This window comes from Actinoplanes sp. NPDC020271, assembly GCF_044388125.1.
GTDB lineage: Bacteria > Actinomycetota > Actinomycetes > Mycobacteriales > Micromonosporaceae > Actinoplanes.
This window is the reverse complement of sequence record NZ_JBIRWQ010000003.1, coordinates 477,641-493,134: the sequence shown is the minus strand read 5'-3', so window position 1 is coordinate 493,134 and position 15,494 is coordinate 477,641. Positions and strand designations below refer to the sequence as shown.

Below are 15,494 nucleotides of genomic sequence, written 5' to 3'. Positions count from 1 at the left end.
GGTCCGGCGGTGCCGGGCCCGGTGCCGGATCTGACTGGTCCACCGATGCTGTCAACTTGCTGAAAGCGGCTACAAAGAAGTGATGAACCGACGCATGAGCTCCCGCAGCGTGTCGCTGACCAGCACATTCCTGCTGCTCGCCGCGGGCGGCGCGGCGGCTTGTGACAACGACCGCTATCACAACGAGGGGTTCTACTGCGCCGACGAGAACGGTGTGATCGTCGACGAGGACCTCTGCGACGACAACTACCACGGCTATCGCGGCGGCGGGGGGTACTACATCTACCACTCGCCGAGCTACCGGTCCGGGTACACGGTCGGGCAGAAACTGCCGTCCGGCGGGAGCCGGTTCGCCTACAACGACTCGGCCTCGCGCAGCACGTACGGGCTGCCGTCGACCGGCCGGGTCGGCAACGGCACGGTCAAGACGGGCGTGGTCGGCAAGGGTGGCAGTGGCGGCAAGGGCTCGTCCGGTCACGGCACCTCGGGTGGATGATCAGTAGATGCGACGCATTCCGTACGGCCCGGTCCGGGACGGCTGGCGGCTGACCAATTTCAGTCTCGGGCTGACGTACAACGACGACGTGCTGCCCGACGGGTCGATGTACTCGTACTGGCAGGAGGGGCCGTACTACGACTTCACCGCGGCCGAGATCGAGGAACTCGAGACGGCCACGGCCACGCTCTACGACATGTGCCTCGAAGCCGGCGACTGGATGATCGAGCAGTGCCCACGGCGTACCGTCGAAGGCCGCAGGCGGGGTTTCATGTCCTCGATCTGCACGCCGGAGGCGTGTTACCTGAGCCGCATCGGCATCCCGGAATACACGCACGAGCAGATCATCCGGACCTGGCTGGACGGCGACGCGGAAACGTGGACGCACTACGACAAAGACCCGGACATGCGCACGCCGATGCAGACGCCGGACTTCTCGCCGACGATCTACGGCCGCTTCGACCTCTGGTACCACGGCGCCGGCAGCACCCCGCGGCTGCTGGAGTTCAACGCGCAGACCCCGACGTCGCTGGTCGAGGCCGCGGTGATCCAGTGGCACTGGATGGACCAGACCGGGATCACCCGGCACGAGTGGCGGCAGTGGAACTCGATCCACGACCGGCTCGTCGGCTGGGAGGCGACCCCGGGCGGTGAACCGGCCGAGCTCGGCGCGTGGCGGCGCAACATCGCCAAACTGCGCGAAGCTCGTCCGTGGCTGCCGGAAAAGCCCAAGATCTTTTTTGCGTACGAGACGTCGGACACATCCGGCGAGGACCGGATGAACGTGGCCTACCTGATGGCCACGGCCGAGGAAGCCGGTTTCCCGGTCGAACTCATCGCCATGAGCCAGATCGGCTGGGACGTGGCCGGTGACCGGGTCGTGTTCGTGCCGGGCCCCGGCCGCGAGCACGAGGCCCAGCCCATCGACGTGATCTTCATGCTCTACCCGTGGGAGTGGTTCTGGCACGAAGAGGGCGGCAAAGCCTTCTTCCGGAACATGGCCGACCCGGCGAAACGCGGCACGGTGTGGATCGAGCCGCCGTACAAGGCCGCACTGCTCGGCAACAAGGCGCTGCTCCCGGTGCTGTGGAAGCTCTTCGGGTCCGACCCCGAGCGTGGCAAGTACCTGCTGCCGGCCTACTTCGCGGAGTCATCGAAGGCGGCGGAGCTCACGTCGTACGCGAAAAAGCCGGTCTGGGGCCGCGAAGGTGGATCAGTGACCCTGGTCCGCGACGGCAAACCGATCATCGACAACCCGTCCGAGTACGGGTCGGACGGGCGCTACATCGTGCAGGAGCTGTGTGAACTGCCGGCCTTCGACGGGCTGGAGGGCACCGTGCACCCGGTCATCGGGTCCTGGCTGATCGACGGCGAACCGGCCGGGATGGGCATCCGCGAGGGCATCGGCGTCGAAGGCCTGGTCACCAAGAACAACTGCAACTTCCTGCCGCACGCCATCGAATCGGAGAACTGACCCTCGTCCGCGGCGTCAGGCGGTCGGCGAGCGGAAGCCGGTGACCGTAGGCCGGCGAGCGGCGAGCGGCGTCTGTTCGGCCGTCGCCGAGCTGACCAGAACGGCTGGATGAGCGCTATGTGCTTGTCCGGACAGAATGGACGGCGCCCGGGTGACCGGAGATGATCCGTTCGCGGCGAGCACGTCCCACCCACCCTGGGGATGCCACCTCCGCTGGCATCAGTGTGACGCGAATCGGTGGGGCTCCGTCGACGGGCTGTGGACGACCGGCTGGTGTGGATAACTTCTCCCGGCCGAAAGTGATCGCTATCTGGCCTTTCGCCAGTTGACCCGTTCGGACGCCGGAAGAAATTCAGGGCCGGTGGCCACCACGCCGAGGCCCAGCTGAGGGTGCTGGGCTGAGCCTCAGCGAGGTCATGCGGGTGCGATCAGCGCCGGACCTGAGGCAGCGATCAAGTCCTGAGAAGGGTCAGGCCTGCTCGGCGGGCGTGGGGCGGTGGCGCCAGATCCACCAGAGGCCGATGAACGGCAGGATCAGCGGAACATAGCCGTATCCGCTGCCGTACCGCGACCACACCGTGTCGTCCGGGAACGCCACCGCGTCGGCGATGCTCAGCGTGCCGACGATCAGCACGCCCAGCAGTTCGATGCTGCAGCTGATCAGGGCGATCAGCCGGCCCCGGGCGCCGCCCACGGCGAGGCCGACGGTGGCGGCGATGTAGACCACACCGGCCAGCGCGGAGAGCAGGTAGGCCAGCGGTGCCTCGCTGAAGTGCGTGGTGATCTGGACCAGCGCGCGGGCGCTCGCGGAGAGCGCGAACGTGCCGTAGACGAGCAGCAGGACCCGGCCGAGCCCGGTGCCGAGCGCGGCGTCGCGGGGGCGGGTGGAGAGGGCGGGTTCGTCAGGCACCGGTCACCGACGCGATCTGCTGCAGGCGCAGCACTAGGACGGGCAGGACGACGGCGCCGACGCCGAGGATGAGGCTGCCCCAGCGGGTCGGCTCCAGCTTGGCCAGCCAGACCGCGGCCGGGGCGAAGCAGAACGTGGTGAAGAGGTAGCCGCCGAACGTGGGGGTGTCCGACGGCCGGGGCCCGTCGATCAGGCCGATCGCGGCGACCACGACGAGGACCGCGACCAGGACGCTGAACGCGACCATGGCCAGCAGGTCGAAGCGGCTGGGCGCGCGGTCGAGCGCGCTGCGCAGGAAGTACCACGCCGCGAGGAGGAGAGCGACGACGATGGTCGCCACCGAGAGGGGACCGTTCACCCGGCACAGGTTACTGAGGTGGCTCTGGGCTGGTAACTTCCGGCCCCGGGAGATCCTTTCGCGGAGAGTGGGCAAATAGTGCGCTTCGGATTGTTCGGTACTGGCCCGTGGGCTCACATGGTGCACTCCGAGGCTCTCGCGCGGCACCCGGGAGCCGAGCTCGCCGGGGTGTGGGGGCGGAATCCGGCGAAGGCGCAGGAGCTGGCGGCCAAGCACGGGAGCCGTGCCTACGACGACGTGGACGCGCTGATCGCCGACGTGGACGCGGTCGCGATCGCGCTGCCCCCGGACGTTCAGGCGCCGATCGCGCTGCGGGCGGCGCACGCGGGGCGGCACCTCATCCTGGACAAGCCGGTCTCGTTGCGTACGGCGGAGGCCTCCGCACTGGCCTCGGCCGTCGCGGCGGGTGACCTGGCGTCGGTGGTCTTCTTCACCCGGCGTTTCGTGCCGGAGACGGAGAGGTTCCTGGCCGAGGCGGTGGCGGCCGGCGGCTGGACCGAGGCGCGCGTCGACCACCTTGGTTCGATCTTCACGCCGGACAACCCGTTCGGTGCGTCGCCGTGGCGGCGGGAGCGTGGCGGGCTCTGGGACGTCGGCCCGCACGCGCTCTCCCTGGTGCTGCCGGTGCTCGGGCCGGTGACCGAGGTGACCGGGCTGGCCGGCGAGCGCGACCTGACCGCGCTGGTGCTGCGCCACGAACGTGGCGCGATCAGCCGGCTCACCCTTTCGGTGGACGCCCCGGAGGGTGCCGCCCGGCAGTCGGCCGAGTTCGCCGGGGAGGCCGGGGTGTGGCCGGTGCCGGCTGTCGAGTTCGACGCCGTGGAGATGTTCGGCCACGCCATCGACCAGCTGCTGGCGGCGGCCGCGGGCGGGCCGAAGTCGGCGGTCGACGTCCGGTTCGGGCAGCGGGTGACGGCGGTCCTGGCCGCCGCCGACGAGGCGATCGCGCAGGGCCGCACGGTCCGGATCGGCTGAGCCGGAAACCGGATAATCCCTGCTAGGGGACGGTGCGTTCGATCGCCGCGGCGCCGTCGCGCTCCAGTTCGGCGCGGGCCCGGGCGACGTTCTCCGGCGTCGGGTACCTACCCTGGGCCACGGCCAGATCTTCGGGGTCCCAGGGCTGCTCGGCGCCGGTCCGCCAGACGGGCGGTGCGGTGTCCTCCGAGGCTGTCCGGATCGTGTGCATGGCGTCCACCTCCGTGTGAAAATCCTGACCCACAGCCCATTCTGTACGCCGGGTGAGGGCAAGGGGGCCCGAACTGAGCGCTAACTGGACAGGACCTGCGCGTTACGGATGGACGCAAAGTAGTGGGCCGAATACATTTTCGCCTGTCATGTACGCGCGGGGCGGACCGTCCCCGGCGGCCGGCCCGCGGGCTCGGCCTCGGCGTGCGTGGGGTGAGGGGACTGGTACCGCGATGACGGACTGCGCCGAGCACGGTATTGCAGGTGACGCCCGGGAGGGAACGCCGGAAGCAGGCCCGGCATGACCGGGCTCTGGGACGCGGAGCGGGACGCGGGCGAGGTGGTGCGGGCCTTGAAGGGCCTGGCTGCCCTGCTGGGCCGGGACACCGAGGAGCCACCGGACGCGGACACGCTGCGGATCATGCGCCAGCTCGTCGAGAGCGGCGCGTCGTCGGCCGTCCGCATGCAGGGTTATCTGCACCGGCTGCGCGGCCCGGGGGACGGTGACGCCGTCGCGTTGTCGCCCGTGCTGGCCCCGTGGCGGGACTGGTCGCCGTCGCGCGGGCTGCTCTTCGGCCCGCGTCGCGCGCCGGCGACGCGGGGCGCCCGCCGCACCAACGAGGTGCCGCAGCCCCGCCGCTGCGATCCGGGGGAGTAAGACCCGGGGGGAGTAAGACCCGGGGAGCCGAGCTTCGGGGGCCGAGCCCCGGCGGCGACTTCTCAGGCCGGCCCGCGCAGGGTCTCCGACGGCGTGACGCCGAACCGGGCCCGGTAGGCCGACGCGAACCGTCCCAGGTGGGCGAACCCCCAGCGGTTGGCGACCGTGGCCACCGTGACCAGCCCGGGATCGGCCTCGCGCAGCGTGTCGTGCGCCCGTTCCAGCCGGGTCTGCTGCAGGTACGCCATCGGCGTGCACCCGAGGTGCCGCCGGAATCCCTCCTGCAGCGAGCGCACGCTCGTCCCCGCGATGCGGGCGAGGTCGGCGACGGTGAACGCGCGGTCCGGCTCGTCGTTGATCGCGTCCAGCACCCGCCGCATCGCCCGCGGCGGCCCGGCGCCGGCCGGGGTGGTCAGCTCGTCGTGGTAGCGGTGCGGCACGCTCAGCAGCAGCCCGCTCAGCACGCTGCTGCACAGCTGCTCGGCGATCAACGGCTGGAAGATCAGGCTGGTCGCGTGCTCCAGTTCGTCGTGGAGCAGTCGGACGAGCCGACTCCAGCTGTGCGCCGGCCCGGAGGTCAGGTCGAACGCGGCCGGCAGGTCGATCGGTCCCTCGACCGGGTGACCGAGCAGCGACGCGAGTTCACTCTCCAGCGCCCAGCGTTCGATCCGTACGTCGATTTCCGCGGACGGCGCCTCGGGGCGCAGGTAGACCGGATCGCCGGGCCGGAAGGCGACCGCGGTGGCCGGTCCCGCGGTGAGGTCGCGCCCGTTGCGCCGGGCCAGGACGCGCCCGATCACCGGGAGGGTGACGTGGTACGCGTCCGCCTCGGCCGCGGCCAGGGTGACGCGGCCGGCGAAGGTGAGATGACCCACGGTGAGCGGTCCGAGTTGGATCACCTCGACGCCGACCTTGGTGTCCGTGCTCTCGGGCGCGCCGAGCGACACCGGGTGGTAGAAACGATTCAGAACGTCACGGGCCTCACGGACGTCGACGCAGTCGAAGTAGACGGTCCCCGGGGCCGGTGTGGATCCGGCTCCCGGTACGGCGTCACCCATGCCGTCCGGTGCTCCATCGCATACGGTGAGTATTCGGCCAGATTCAGTGGACAGTCAACGTGGTCGCCACGCAGTGACCGTTCCAGCACATTCCGGCCATATGAACTACTCTGGCGTTCCGCGCCTACGTGGCGTAACTTGCAGACCAGCGGATTGTTGTAGGAACGCGGGTTCGGCTCGGCGTATCCCAGCGAACGCCATGTGTGGATGACTCTTTCCCGGGCGTCCCACCGTGTCCCGCGGCAAGTCGGCGTCGGACCTCCCGCCGCCAGAAGAGAGGGCAGCTGTGTATCTGCCGATCACGACCCGCCAGCTGGCCGACGGCACTGTCGAGATCGCCCCGAGCGGCGAGATCGATCTGGACAACGCGCACGTCATGCGGGACGCCGTGAACGACGTCCTGACGAGCATGACACCCAGCCGGATCTGCCTCGATCTCCAGCGCGTGATGCTGATCGACAGCATCGGGATCGGCATCCTGGTGGCGTGTTTCCACACCGCGGCGGCAAGCGGCATCAAGCTCGTGGTGAGCCACCCCAGTGCCACGGTCTACCGGCAGCTCTGGGTTTCCGGCCTGGTCGGCCTCCTCGGCTGCGCCGAGCCACCCTCGCCGCGCACCTCGGTGGGCCTGCGGCCCTCCTGACGACCCGCGTGCGATCCCACAGCCGTTTCACCCATGCGGGTGGCCACGGCTGACCGATTTCGATCTCACTACAGTGCGGCCCTCGCTCCCGACGGGAACGAGGGCCGCACTGTTTGATCAGAGCAGGGTCAGTGCATCGCGGCGGCCTGCTCCTGCGCCGCGCGCTCGTCGCCGGTGAGCGTCGAGAGCGGCTTCTCCTTGATGAACAGCACGGCGATCACCGCGAGGAACGCGATCGGGGCGCCGACCATGAACAGGTGGGCGGTGGCCGTACCGTAAATGTCTTCGAAGATCTCGCGGACCTGGGGCGGCAGGGTGGCCGGCTCGGGCACCTTGGCCGTGCCGCCGGAGGAGGCCGCGGCGCCGAACTTCTCGGTGGCCAGCGAGGTGACCTTGGCGGCCAGGACGGCGCCGAGCGCACTGACCCCGATCGAGCCGCCCATGCTGCGGAAGAAGGTGAGCGCCGAGGTGGTGGCGCCCAGCTCGGCGGCGGGCACGTCGTTCTGCGCGGCCAGCACCAAATTCTGCATGAGCATGCCGACGCCGATGCCGAGCACGGCCATGTAGACCGAGATCAGCGGCACCGAGGTGTCCGCGCCGATGGTGCTCAGCAGCAGCATCCCGCCGGTCATCACGATCGCGCCGGCGACCAGGAAGATCTTCCACCGGCCGAACTTGGTGATCAGCTGGCCGGCGACCGTGGAGGAGACCAGCAGGCCGAAGATCATCGGGAGGCTCATCAGGCCGGCCACCGTCGGCGACTTGCCCAGCGAGATCTGGAAGTACTGCGAGAGGAAGACGGTGCCGCCGAACATCGCGACGCCGACCAGCACGCTCGCGATGACGGTGAGGCTGACGGTGCGGTGCCGGAAGATGCCCAGCGGGATGATCGGCTCGGCCGCGCGGGACTCCACCCAGACCGCCAGCGCCAGCAGGACCACGCCGCCGGCGACGAACGCGGCGCTCGTCCCGGAGATCCAGGCGAAGTGCTGGGGACCGGCCAGCGTCGACCAGATGAGCAGCGTGCTCACGCCGGCCGTGATCAGCAGCGCGCCCAACCAGTCGATCTTCACCTCGCGACGGGTGACCGGCAGGTGCAGGGTCTTCTGCAGCATCAGGATCGCGGCGACCGAGAACGGCACGCCGATCAGGAAGCACCAGCGCCAGCCCAGCCAGGACGTGTCGACCAGGACGCCGCCGATCAGCGGACCGGCGATGGTCGCGACGCCGAAGACCGCGCCGAACAGGCCGGAGTAACGGCCCAGCTCACGCGGCGGGATCATGGCGGCCATGACGATCATGGCGAGGGCCGACATGCCGCCCGCGCCGATGCCCTGGGCGATGCGGCTGACCAGCAGGATCTCCACGTTCGGGGCGAGGCCGGCGATCAGCGAGCCGACCACGAACAGGCCGAGTGAGAGCTGGATCAGCAGCTTCTTGCTGTAGAGGTCGGCCATCTTGCCCCAGAGCGGGACGGTGGCGGTCATCGCGAGCAGCTCGGTGGTGACGATCCAGGTGTAGACGGACTGGCTGCCGCCCAGCTCGGCGATGATCGTCGGCAGGGCGTTGGCGACCACGGTGGAGGCCAGGATGCTGACGAACATGCCCAGCATCAGGCCGGAGAGGGCCTGGACGACCTCGCGGTGGGTCATCCGGCCACTCGCCTCGGCGGAGTCGGCGGGGACGGGTACAGCGGTCATCGATTCCTCGGTGCGTTCGTCGGGGTGGGGTCCGGGCCGCCGGCGGCCTCGCCGACGGCTGTCCGGAGGTGCGGGGTGGGGTCCGGGCCGCCGACGGCTGTCCGGAGGTGCGGGGTGGGGTCCGGGCCGCCGGCGGCTGTCCGGAGGTGCGGGGTGGGGTCCGCCAGGCCGTCGGCGACCATGCCGAAGGCCTCGTGGACATGATCAGAAAGGCTTTTCTCCGGTACGTCGGGAAGACCGTTCTGTGCGTCCTCGGCCCACCGCATCAGCGCGACCCGCAGAGCCGCGCCCGTGACCGCGGCCAGCACCGGCGGAAACGCGTGGCCGGTGGCCAGGCCGAGTCGGTCGGCGATCGCGGCGGTCATCTCCCGCTCCGCGGTCGCGGCCGTGGCGGCCAGCCGGGGCAGCAGGTGCGGATTGTTCATGATCACGCGGAGCCGGAGCAGCCACAGCTCACGATCGTCCTGGATCAGCCGGATCGCCGGGGCCAGGGCCGCCTCCACCGCGGCCAGCGCGGGGCCGGGCGGGGCGCCGAGCAGCAGCTCCCGGGGGTCGGTGACGCCTTCCAGGGGGTCGCCGACGAGTGCGTCCTCCCGGGTGGGGAAGTAGTTGAAGAACGTGCGCGGGGAGACGCCCGCGGCCTCGCTGATCTCGTCCACCGTGACGCGGTCGGCGCCACGCTCGTCGGCGAGCCGGAGCGCGGCGCCGATCAGGGCGCGTCGGGTGAGCCGCCGCTTGTCGTCCCGGTTCATACCCGGGAGGTTACGTCAAACTTTGCAGACTCTGCAAAGTTTCAGAGGGTGCGGTTCAGGAACTCCACCGTCCGCTGCACCGCCCGGGTGACGTGCTCGTCCCCGTCGTAGAGGTCGACGTGCCGGTCGGAGTCCAGCCACAGCGTCTCGTCGGCCCGCATCGCCTCGGCCAGCTCCGGCGAGCAGTACGCGTCGACCCGGCCGTGCACGATCAGGCTCGGCGGCAGCAGCGGGCGCACGCCGAGCACATCCAGGGTCATCAGGCTGTGCAGCGAACCGCGGGTCACCCGGTTCTCCCAGCCCGGGGACCCGATCCACTTCGAGTAGTACGACCACGGCTCCTCGCCGGGCATGGCCGCCTCGCCGTCCTGGGCGACCGCCGGAATCTCCTCGTCGTAGCCGTCGATCATGCCCACCAAGGCTTCCCGGTACGCCGTGAGCCCCATCCGCCCCGCGAACCAGGCCGGACTGTTGTAGGCCCCGGCGATCCCGGCGACCGCCTTCACCCGGGGATCCGTGGCGGCGGCGCGCATGGCGTACCCGGCGCCCAGGCAGATCCCGACGAGCGCGCGGTCGTACCCGTCGAGCACGCCCACGGCCGCCCGCAGATCGGTCAGTTTGCCCTGGCTGTCCTCGTGTCCCCGACGGCCCTCGCTGGCGCCGAACCCGCGGTGGTCGAATGCCAGGGTGGTGATGCCGGCCGCGGTCAGGCGCTCCGCGTACTCGGCCACCACCTGCTCCTTCACGCCGCTGAACGGGCCGGTGAGCACGGCCGCGCGATTGCCGGGGGCGGTGCGCAGCACCCCTCGGAGGCGAAATCCGTCACTGAGGAACGTCACTGTCTCGGTCACGCCCCGACGCTAGGCTGCTTCCGTCGGGGTGGACAGAGGGCACTTCGCGGTGCCCATCGGGGGTGGCATGTGGACCTGGTCGTACCGGACGTGCTGGAGGAGAGCTGTGTCACCCGGCAGGCGCTGGAGCGGCTCGCCGTGAAGTGGCGGGTGCTGCTGATCTACGCGCTCGCCGACGGGCCGCAGCGCCCGGCCCGGCTGCGCCGCCGGATCCCCGGGATCACGCCGAAGATGCTCACCGAGACGCTGCGCGGTATGGAGACCGACGGCCTGGTCAGCCGCCGGGTGTACAAGTCGGACCCGCCGCAGCACGTCGAGTACGAGCTGACCGGGCTGGGCCGCACCCTGCGCGAACCTCTGGCCGCGATCTGCGCCTGGGCCCGGGACAACCAAGCGGTCAGTCGTTGAGCTGGGTGTGCTGAATCTCGGTCAGCGCCGTGGTCAGCCACACCCCGAGGTCGCGCCCGGCCAGCAGGTCGGTGAGCAGCAGCGCGGCGTTGCGGGCCAGGGCCTCCGGCGGCGGGGCCGGGGCGCCCTCCTCGTCGAGCACGCCGAGCGCGCCGGCCAGCAGCCAGAGAACGACCTGCGGATCCGCCCCCGGGTGGGCGCGGACGCAGGAGGCGAGCGCGTCCCGGACGTCGTCGGCGGCCAGCCCGTCCGGATGCCCCTCCTCCAGCAGCAACCGGACCGTCGTGCCGAGAATCAGGCCGGTGTGCGCCGGGTCGAGCGCGGCCAGGCCGGCCACGGCGTCGTCGAGCGCCTCCGCCTCACCCTTGCGGACGGCGTCGACGGCCGCGGTGACGGCCGCCGCGACCGGGCGGGCCGGGGACGGCAGATGACGCCAGGTGTCGGTCACCACGTGACCCTATCCGGCTCCGGAATTCACCTGTTCACTTGACACCGATTCGCCGCCGACACGAGAGAAGGCAGGATGACGAGCCTGGACGCGGTGACCGCGTGGGTGGACCGCTACCGCAGGGCGTGGGAGTCGAACGACCCGGACGACATCCGGGATCTGTTCGCCGACGACGCGGCGTACTTCACCGAGCCGTACTCGCCGCCGTGGGTCGGCCGGGAGGCGATCGTGGCCGGCTGGCTCGCGCGTCGGGACGAGGCGGGCATCACCACGTTCACCTGGCAGCCGCTGATCATCACCGAGGAGCTCGCGGTGATCGAGGGCCGCACGGTCTACCCGGACCGGGAGTACCGCAACATGTGGGTGCTGCGCCTGAACCACATCGGCCAGGCGCGCCAGTTCACCGAATGGTGGATGCAGGTGCCGTCGGCACCGGAAGAGTGAGCCGCGACTGCGCGACCGCCACGGTGTGCCGGGACGCGGCCAGGCCCCTGCCGTCGGTGCCGGGGTTGCGGTCGAAGCGGGGGAACGCACCGCCCGCGATCAGCAACCGCAGCCGGTGCCCGGCGAGCAGCCGGTGGAAGCACGGGTCCAGGGTCAGCGTCAGCCGCTGCGGTTCGCCCGCCGGTAACGCCGCGTCGAGCCGGCGGTACTGGTCGGCGAAGTTGCGCGAGTGCCCGCGCGCGTCCACGTCGCAGAGCCGCACGAACACGTCGGCTCGCGGGTTGTCCACGGTGACGGTCAGCTCCAGCACCGGGCGGCCGCTGACGTCGACCGCGGTCGGCAGCGGATCGGTGGTGAAGGTCAGCACGTCGCGCCGGCTCTCCAGGGCCCGGTTGTCCTTCACGCCCGTCGAGCCGGTCAGCGTCCGCCCGCCCACCGACGGGGTGGGGTCGGCCGGGTCGTAACGGAACTCGGCGACGCCCTCCGGCCCGTCCGGCGCGGTGGTGGTGAGCCGGCGATCGGAGCGGAGGTGGAACGTGACCGGCTCGGACGGCGGTGGCCACGCGGGCATCTCGTGCCAGGCGCGTTCACCCGTCCGGAACGCCCGAACGGGTGATTTGCGGGCCGCGGGCCCGTCGGCCAGGTGCTGATCCAGCCAGGCGACGCTCTCCCGGCTGAGAACCCCGCCGCCCTGCAGCGCGGCCTGCAGATGTGTCCACGGGCCGACGGTCAGCGCGACGTCGACGCCACGGGCGCGCAGGGCCTCGTACTGAATCATGGTCTGATCGAGGAAAAGGTCCTGCCAGCCGCCGATCAGGAGCACCGGGATGTCGAGGCCGGCCAGCGCGGCGCCGGCCCGATACGGCGTCCACCAGGGGTCCTCGCCGTCCGGATGGTCGAGCCACTCCCGGTACCAGGGTGCGCGGCCCAGCAGCACCGGCTCGGCCGCGTCGGCCAGCGGCAGGCCCTCGTGCGCGGGCCGCAGCCGGCGCTTCGACGCGACCATGCTGAGCAGTCGCCCGGCAAGACCGTCCTCCTGATGCGCGATCTGGTAACTCCAGCCCAGGAAGTCACCCAGCGTGAACGCGCCGGTCCCGAAGACCGCCTCGCGGAAGTCGTGCGGCCCGACGTAGAGCACCGCGGTCCGCAACTCCGGCGGCGGGTCCTGCAGCAACGTCCACTGCGACCAGGCCAGGTAGGACGCCCCGAGAGTGGCCAGGTTCCCGTCGAACCAGGGCTGCTCGCGCAGCCACGCGACGGTGTCCTGACCGTCCTCCACCTCCTGCGCCATCGGGCGGAAGACACCCTCCGAGCCGAAGGTGCCGCGCACGCTCTGTAGCAGGACGTGGTAGCCGCGCGCCGCGAAAATGCGCCCGTCCATCACCGGATTGGGGAGATTCCGGCCGTACGGCGTCCTGATCAGAACCGTCCCCCTGGACGCACCGGAATCCGGGGCGAGGTGGTCACCGAGCAGGTGCACCCCGTCTCGCATCGGGGTCCTGACCTGCTCCGTCGTGTAGCCGTGCGTAGCCGGTGGGAGGCCGAGGAACCGGCTCACCACGGCGTCGGTCAGCCGGGGTCGTCTCGAGGCTCTGTCCACGATCTCCGAAGATATCCACGCACCGCGGAATATGAAAGACGAATGGCATTCGCAGATTGCCGATGTGCGAATTCGCGAGCATTTCGGCAAACTGCGACGAGTGGACGAGGGACGCAAACTCGGAGGACGTTACCGGCTGCACGAGGAACTCGGCCGGGGCGGGATGGCCATCGTGTGGCGGGCCACCGACGAGGTGCTGAACCGGCCGGTCGCGGTGAAGGTGCTGGCCGGGCGGTACGCCGGCGACGACCGGTTCCGTTCGCGCATCCTGCACGAGGCGCGCGCGGCGGCGACCCTCTCGCACCCGAACATCGCCCAGATCTACGACTTCGGGGAATCCGGCGAGGACGGGACCCCCGTGCCGTACGTCGTCATGGAATTGATCAATGGACCCACGTTGCAGCAACGTGTGGCCGATGCGCCGATGCCGCCCCGGCGGGTGTTCCGGATCTGCGGCGAGGTGGCCGCCGCCCTCGCCGCCGCCCACGCCGACGGGTTGGTGCACCGCGACATCAAACTGGCCAACGTCATGGTCACCCCGGCCGGGGCGAAGGTGGTGGACTTCGGGATCGCCGCGGCCGCCGGGCCGGCCGAGCCCGACGAAGGGCTGCTGGGCACGCCCGCCTACCTGGCGCCGGAGCGGCTGACCGGCGGCACGATCGAGCCCGCCTCGGACGTGTACGCGCTGGGTGTGCTGCTGTACCGCCTGCTCGCCGACGAGTCGCCGTGGACGGTCGAGACGACCACGCAGATGCTGTCGGCGCACATGTACGCCGAGCCGGCGCCGCTCCCGGAACTGCCCGGAGTGCCCGAGGTGGTGGCCGAGATGGTCGACCGCTGCCTGGCCAAGGAACCGGCCGACCGGCCGGACGCGGCCGAGGTGTCGGCGATCCTGGGCGACGCGGCCGAGGCGGCCGCGACCAAGCCCGTACTGGTCGCCGCGCCGGCCGCGGAGGGCCGGCACTCGTCACCTCCGGACGATCGGCAGCCGTTGCCTCCGGACGGGCTCCGGTTGCCTCCGGACGGGTCCCGATCGTCGCCTCCGGCTGGTCGGCCCTTGTCGCCGGAACCGGAGAACGAGCCGGCCGGGCCGTCCGCGGACGGGCGGGATCCCGGGCCGGTGGACCCGGAACGGATCCCCGGGTTCGAGGCGGGCCGGGCGGCGGCGCTCCCGAGCACCCGGTTCGACGAGCAGACCGAGCTGATCTCCGGGGCGCGCCCGGCGCGACCCCGGCGCGACAACCGGCGGCTGCTGATCGCCGGCTCGGCTCTCGTCGCGCTGCTGCTCGCCCTCACCGGTTGGCTGGTCACCCGGGAGGACGATCCCGACCCGGCCACGGTGAACGCCGCGCCGCCGGCCAGCCGGCCCGCCGACCGGCCGGGCGTCGTGCGGTCGTCCGGTGCCGCGCCGAGCCCGACCGGCACCCGCCACGACCGCAGCGCCGCCGCGGTGCCCAGCAACCAGCCGGCCAGCGCGGCCGTCTCCCCGCCCGCCTCGGCGGCGCCCTCCCCGGTGCCGGAGCCGAGCGCGGGCGAGAGCGCGCCGCCCGCCTCGGCCGGCCCGGAGAGCACCCGGCTGTCGTCGAGGGGCGGCGCGGTCTACGTCGTCTGCGTCTCCGGGAACGCTCAGGTGCTGAGCTGGGAGCCGGCCGAGGGATTCGTGGTGGAGCAGGCCGATCCGGGGCCGGGGCTGACCGCGTCGGTGGTCTTCACCAACGGGATCAGCCGCTACCGCATGTCGATCACCTGCTTCGGCGGCAAGCCGTCCGCGGTGGTCCTGCCGCTCTAGGGCGTCACGGCAGGGCGCCGAGGCCGGCCAGGAGCTCGACTCGTTCCTGATCGTCGAGCACCTGATAGATCGGCTCGTCGCGGCGGTCGGTCGCGGCGTCGATCGCCTGCCGTTCCGGGCCGGCGGGCAGCGCCATGATCTGGCTCGCGGTCAGACCGGCGGCCTGCCACGCCGCGCGGTGCGCGTCACCCCGGTGGTGCCGGAGCGCGCCCAGCCGGGTGGTGAGGCGCACCGCGGGGGAGGCGTCGGCAGGCTCGTACACCGGCGCCATGGCCCGGAAGGCGGGGCCGCCGGTGGCCAGGCCTGCCTCCAGCAGCCGGCCGACCAGGTCGGCGAGGCGGGGGAGGGCGGCCGGGCCGGGCAGCACGGCGTCCAGCGGAGGTCCGGGACTCCAGTGTTCGGCCGCACCCTCGCCGATCGCCTGCTGCACGGCCCCGGCGACGGCCCGGCCCCGGTCGGTGAGCCGCCACGTGCCGTCGGCGTCGACCGACGCGATGCCCTGTTCCAGTTCCGCGGTCATGTCCCCGCTGCCGTAGGCGGTCGCGGCGGCGAAACTGTCGGCCGGCATCGGGCGGGCCAGCAGGCCGAAGTAGAAGCTGCTCTCGAAGCCGGGTCTGAGGCCCAGCTCGGCGTAGACGGCGAGGACACGGTCGCGGCTGGCCGCCCTCGCTCCGACGTAGACCCTGTCGATCACCGGCCTGATACGTCCTGCGAAATCCA

Annotated in this window: 18 protein-coding genes; 8 read left to right on the top strand and 10 right to left on the bottom strand. The window is 71.4% G+C overall.

Annotated elements, in window-relative coordinates:
- Positions 1-82: 82 nt before the first annotated feature.
- Together ACH442_RS09570 and ACH442_RS09565 are read left to right on the top strand one after the other, a co-directional pair.
- Positions 83-496 carry a hypothetical protein gene (locus ACH442_RS09570; protein ID WP_396337481.1) on the top strand — a complete coding sequence of 138 codons (414 nt, stop codon included), beginning with the start codon at positions 83-85 and terminating at the stop codon, positions 494-496.
- 7 nt (positions 497-503) lie between these two features.
- A complete protein-coding gene (locus ACH442_RS09565; RefSeq protein WP_396337480.1) occupies positions 504-1,970 on the top strand; it encodes a glutathionylspermidine synthase family protein in 1,467 nt (488 codons plus the stop codon).
- A 469-nt stretch (positions 1,971-2,439) separates the two neighbouring features.
- On the opposite strand, the gene ACH442_RS09560 is transcribed toward ACH442_RS09565, so the two are convergent.
- Positions 2,440-2,880, bottom strand: a complete 441-nt coding sequence (locus tag ACH442_RS09560) for a hypothetical protein (RefSeq protein ID WP_396337479.1) — start codon at positions 2,878-2,880, stop codon at positions 2,440-2,442.
- Positions 2,873-3,238 (bottom strand): hypothetical protein, encoded by a 366-nt coding sequence (locus ACH442_RS09555; RefSeq protein WP_396337478.1) that lies wholly within the window; start codon positions 3,236-3,238, stop codon positions 2,873-2,875. Before ACH442_RS09555 ends, ACH442_RS09560 begins: the two co-directional genes overlap by 8 nt.
- Before the next feature lie 78 nt (positions 3,239-3,316).
- On the opposite strand from ACH442_RS09555, the gene ACH442_RS09550 reads away from it, so the two are divergent.
- The gene (locus tag ACH442_RS09550) at positions 3,317-4,213 is read left to right on the top strand and encodes a Gfo/Idh/MocA family protein (RefSeq protein WP_396337477.1); all 897 of its coding nucleotides are present in this window, start codon (positions 3,317-3,319) and stop codon (positions 4,211-4,213) included.
- Positions 4,214-4,235: 22 nt separating this feature from the next.
- On the opposite strand, the gene ACH442_RS09545 is transcribed toward ACH442_RS09550, so the two are convergent.
- Entirely contained in the window at positions 4,236-4,424 is a 189-nt protein-coding gene (locus ACH442_RS09545) for a hypothetical protein (protein ID WP_396337617.1), read from the bottom strand.
- Between the two features lie 300 nt (positions 4,425-4,724).
- Between ACH442_RS09545 and ACH442_RS09540 the strand changes: the two genes are divergently transcribed.
- Positions 4,725-5,081 carry a hypothetical protein gene (locus ACH442_RS09540; RefSeq protein ID WP_396337476.1) on the top strand — a complete coding sequence of 119 codons (357 nt, stop codon included), beginning with the start codon at positions 4,725-4,727 and terminating at the stop codon, positions 5,079-5,081.
- 62 nt (positions 5,082-5,143) lie between these two features.
- On the opposite strand, the gene ACH442_RS09535 is transcribed toward ACH442_RS09540, so the two are convergent.
- Positions 5,144-6,139, bottom strand: a complete 996-nt coding sequence (locus ACH442_RS09535) for an AraC family transcriptional regulator (RefSeq protein ID WP_396337475.1) — start codon at positions 6,137-6,139, stop codon at positions 5,144-5,146.
- A gap of 286 nt (positions 6,140-6,425) precedes the next feature.
- Between ACH442_RS09535 and ACH442_RS09530 the strand changes: the two genes are divergently transcribed.
- Positions 6,426-6,782, top strand: a complete 357-nt coding sequence (locus tag ACH442_RS09530; RefSeq protein ID WP_396337474.1) for an STAS domain-containing protein — start codon at positions 6,426-6,428, stop codon at positions 6,780-6,782.
- 128 nt (positions 6,783-6,910) lie between these two features.
- Here the strand turns inward: ACH442_RS09530 and ACH442_RS09525 are convergent, their stop codons facing one another.
- The 3 genes from ACH442_RS09525 to ACH442_RS09515 are packed head-to-tail and all read right to left on the bottom strand — an operon-like array spanning position 6,911 to position 10,085.
- Positions 6,911-8,482, bottom strand: coding sequence for an MDR family MFS transporter (locus tag ACH442_RS09525; RefSeq protein ID WP_396337473.1), 1,572 nt, complete (start codon positions 8,480-8,482; stop codon positions 6,911-6,913).
- Positions 8,479-9,234 carry a TetR family transcriptional regulator gene (locus tag ACH442_RS09520; protein ID WP_396337472.1) on the bottom strand — a complete coding sequence of 252 codons (756 nt, stop codon included), beginning with the start codon at positions 9,232-9,234 and terminating at the stop codon, positions 8,479-8,481. The genes ACH442_RS09525 and ACH442_RS09520 overlap by 4 nt, the downstream gene beginning before the upstream one ends.
- Positions 9,235-9,275: 41 nt before the next feature.
- Positions 9,276-10,085 carry an alpha/beta hydrolase gene (locus tag ACH442_RS09515; RefSeq protein WP_396337471.1) on the bottom strand — a complete coding sequence of 270 codons (810 nt, stop codon included), beginning with the start codon at positions 10,083-10,085 and terminating at the stop codon, positions 9,276-9,278.
- 69 nt (positions 10,086-10,154) lie between these two features.
- On the opposite strand from ACH442_RS09515, the gene ACH442_RS09510 reads away from it, so the two are divergent.
- On the top strand, positions 10,155-10,493 hold the full coding sequence (locus ACH442_RS09510; protein ID WP_396337470.1) for a winged helix-turn-helix transcriptional regulator: 339 nt from the start codon (positions 10,155-10,157) through the stop codon (positions 10,491-10,493).
- On the opposite strand, the gene ACH442_RS09505 is transcribed toward ACH442_RS09510, so the two are convergent.
- Positions 10,483-10,941, bottom strand: a complete 459-nt coding sequence (locus ACH442_RS09505; RefSeq protein ID WP_396337469.1) for a hypothetical protein — start codon at positions 10,939-10,941, stop codon at positions 10,483-10,485. The two genes, ACH442_RS09510 and ACH442_RS09505, sit on opposite strands and share 11 nt — an antisense overlap.
- Positions 10,942-11,016: 75 nt before the next feature.
- Here ACH442_RS09505 and ACH442_RS09500 point away from each other — a divergent pair, with 75 nt between their 5' ends.
- Positions 11,017-11,385: a nuclear transport factor 2 family protein gene (locus tag ACH442_RS09500; RefSeq protein WP_396337468.1), complete on the top strand. Its 369-nt coding sequence runs from the start codon at positions 11,017-11,019 to the stop codon at positions 11,383-11,385.
- On the opposite strand, the gene ACH442_RS09495 is transcribed toward ACH442_RS09500, so the two are convergent.
- Entirely contained in the window at positions 11,342-12,985 is a 1,644-nt protein-coding gene (locus ACH442_RS09495) for a CocE/NonD family hydrolase (protein WP_396337466.1), read from the bottom strand. The genes ACH442_RS09500 and ACH442_RS09495 overlap by 44 nt on opposite strands.
- 64 nt (positions 12,986-13,049) lie before the next feature.
- On the opposite strand from ACH442_RS09495, the gene ACH442_RS09490 reads away from it, so the two are divergent.
- Positions 13,050-14,774, top strand: coding sequence for a protein kinase (locus ACH442_RS09490; RefSeq protein ID WP_396337465.1), 1,725 nt, complete (start codon positions 13,050-13,052; stop codon positions 14,772-14,774).
- 4 nt (positions 14,775-14,778) lie between these two features.
- Here ACH442_RS09490 and ACH442_RS09485 read toward each other — a convergent pair whose 3' ends face one another.
- Positions 14,779-15,468 (bottom strand): hypothetical protein, encoded by a 690-nt coding sequence (locus ACH442_RS09485; RefSeq protein WP_396337464.1) that lies wholly within the window; start codon positions 15,466-15,468, stop codon positions 14,779-14,781.
- Positions 15,469-15,494 lie beyond the last annotated feature (26 nt).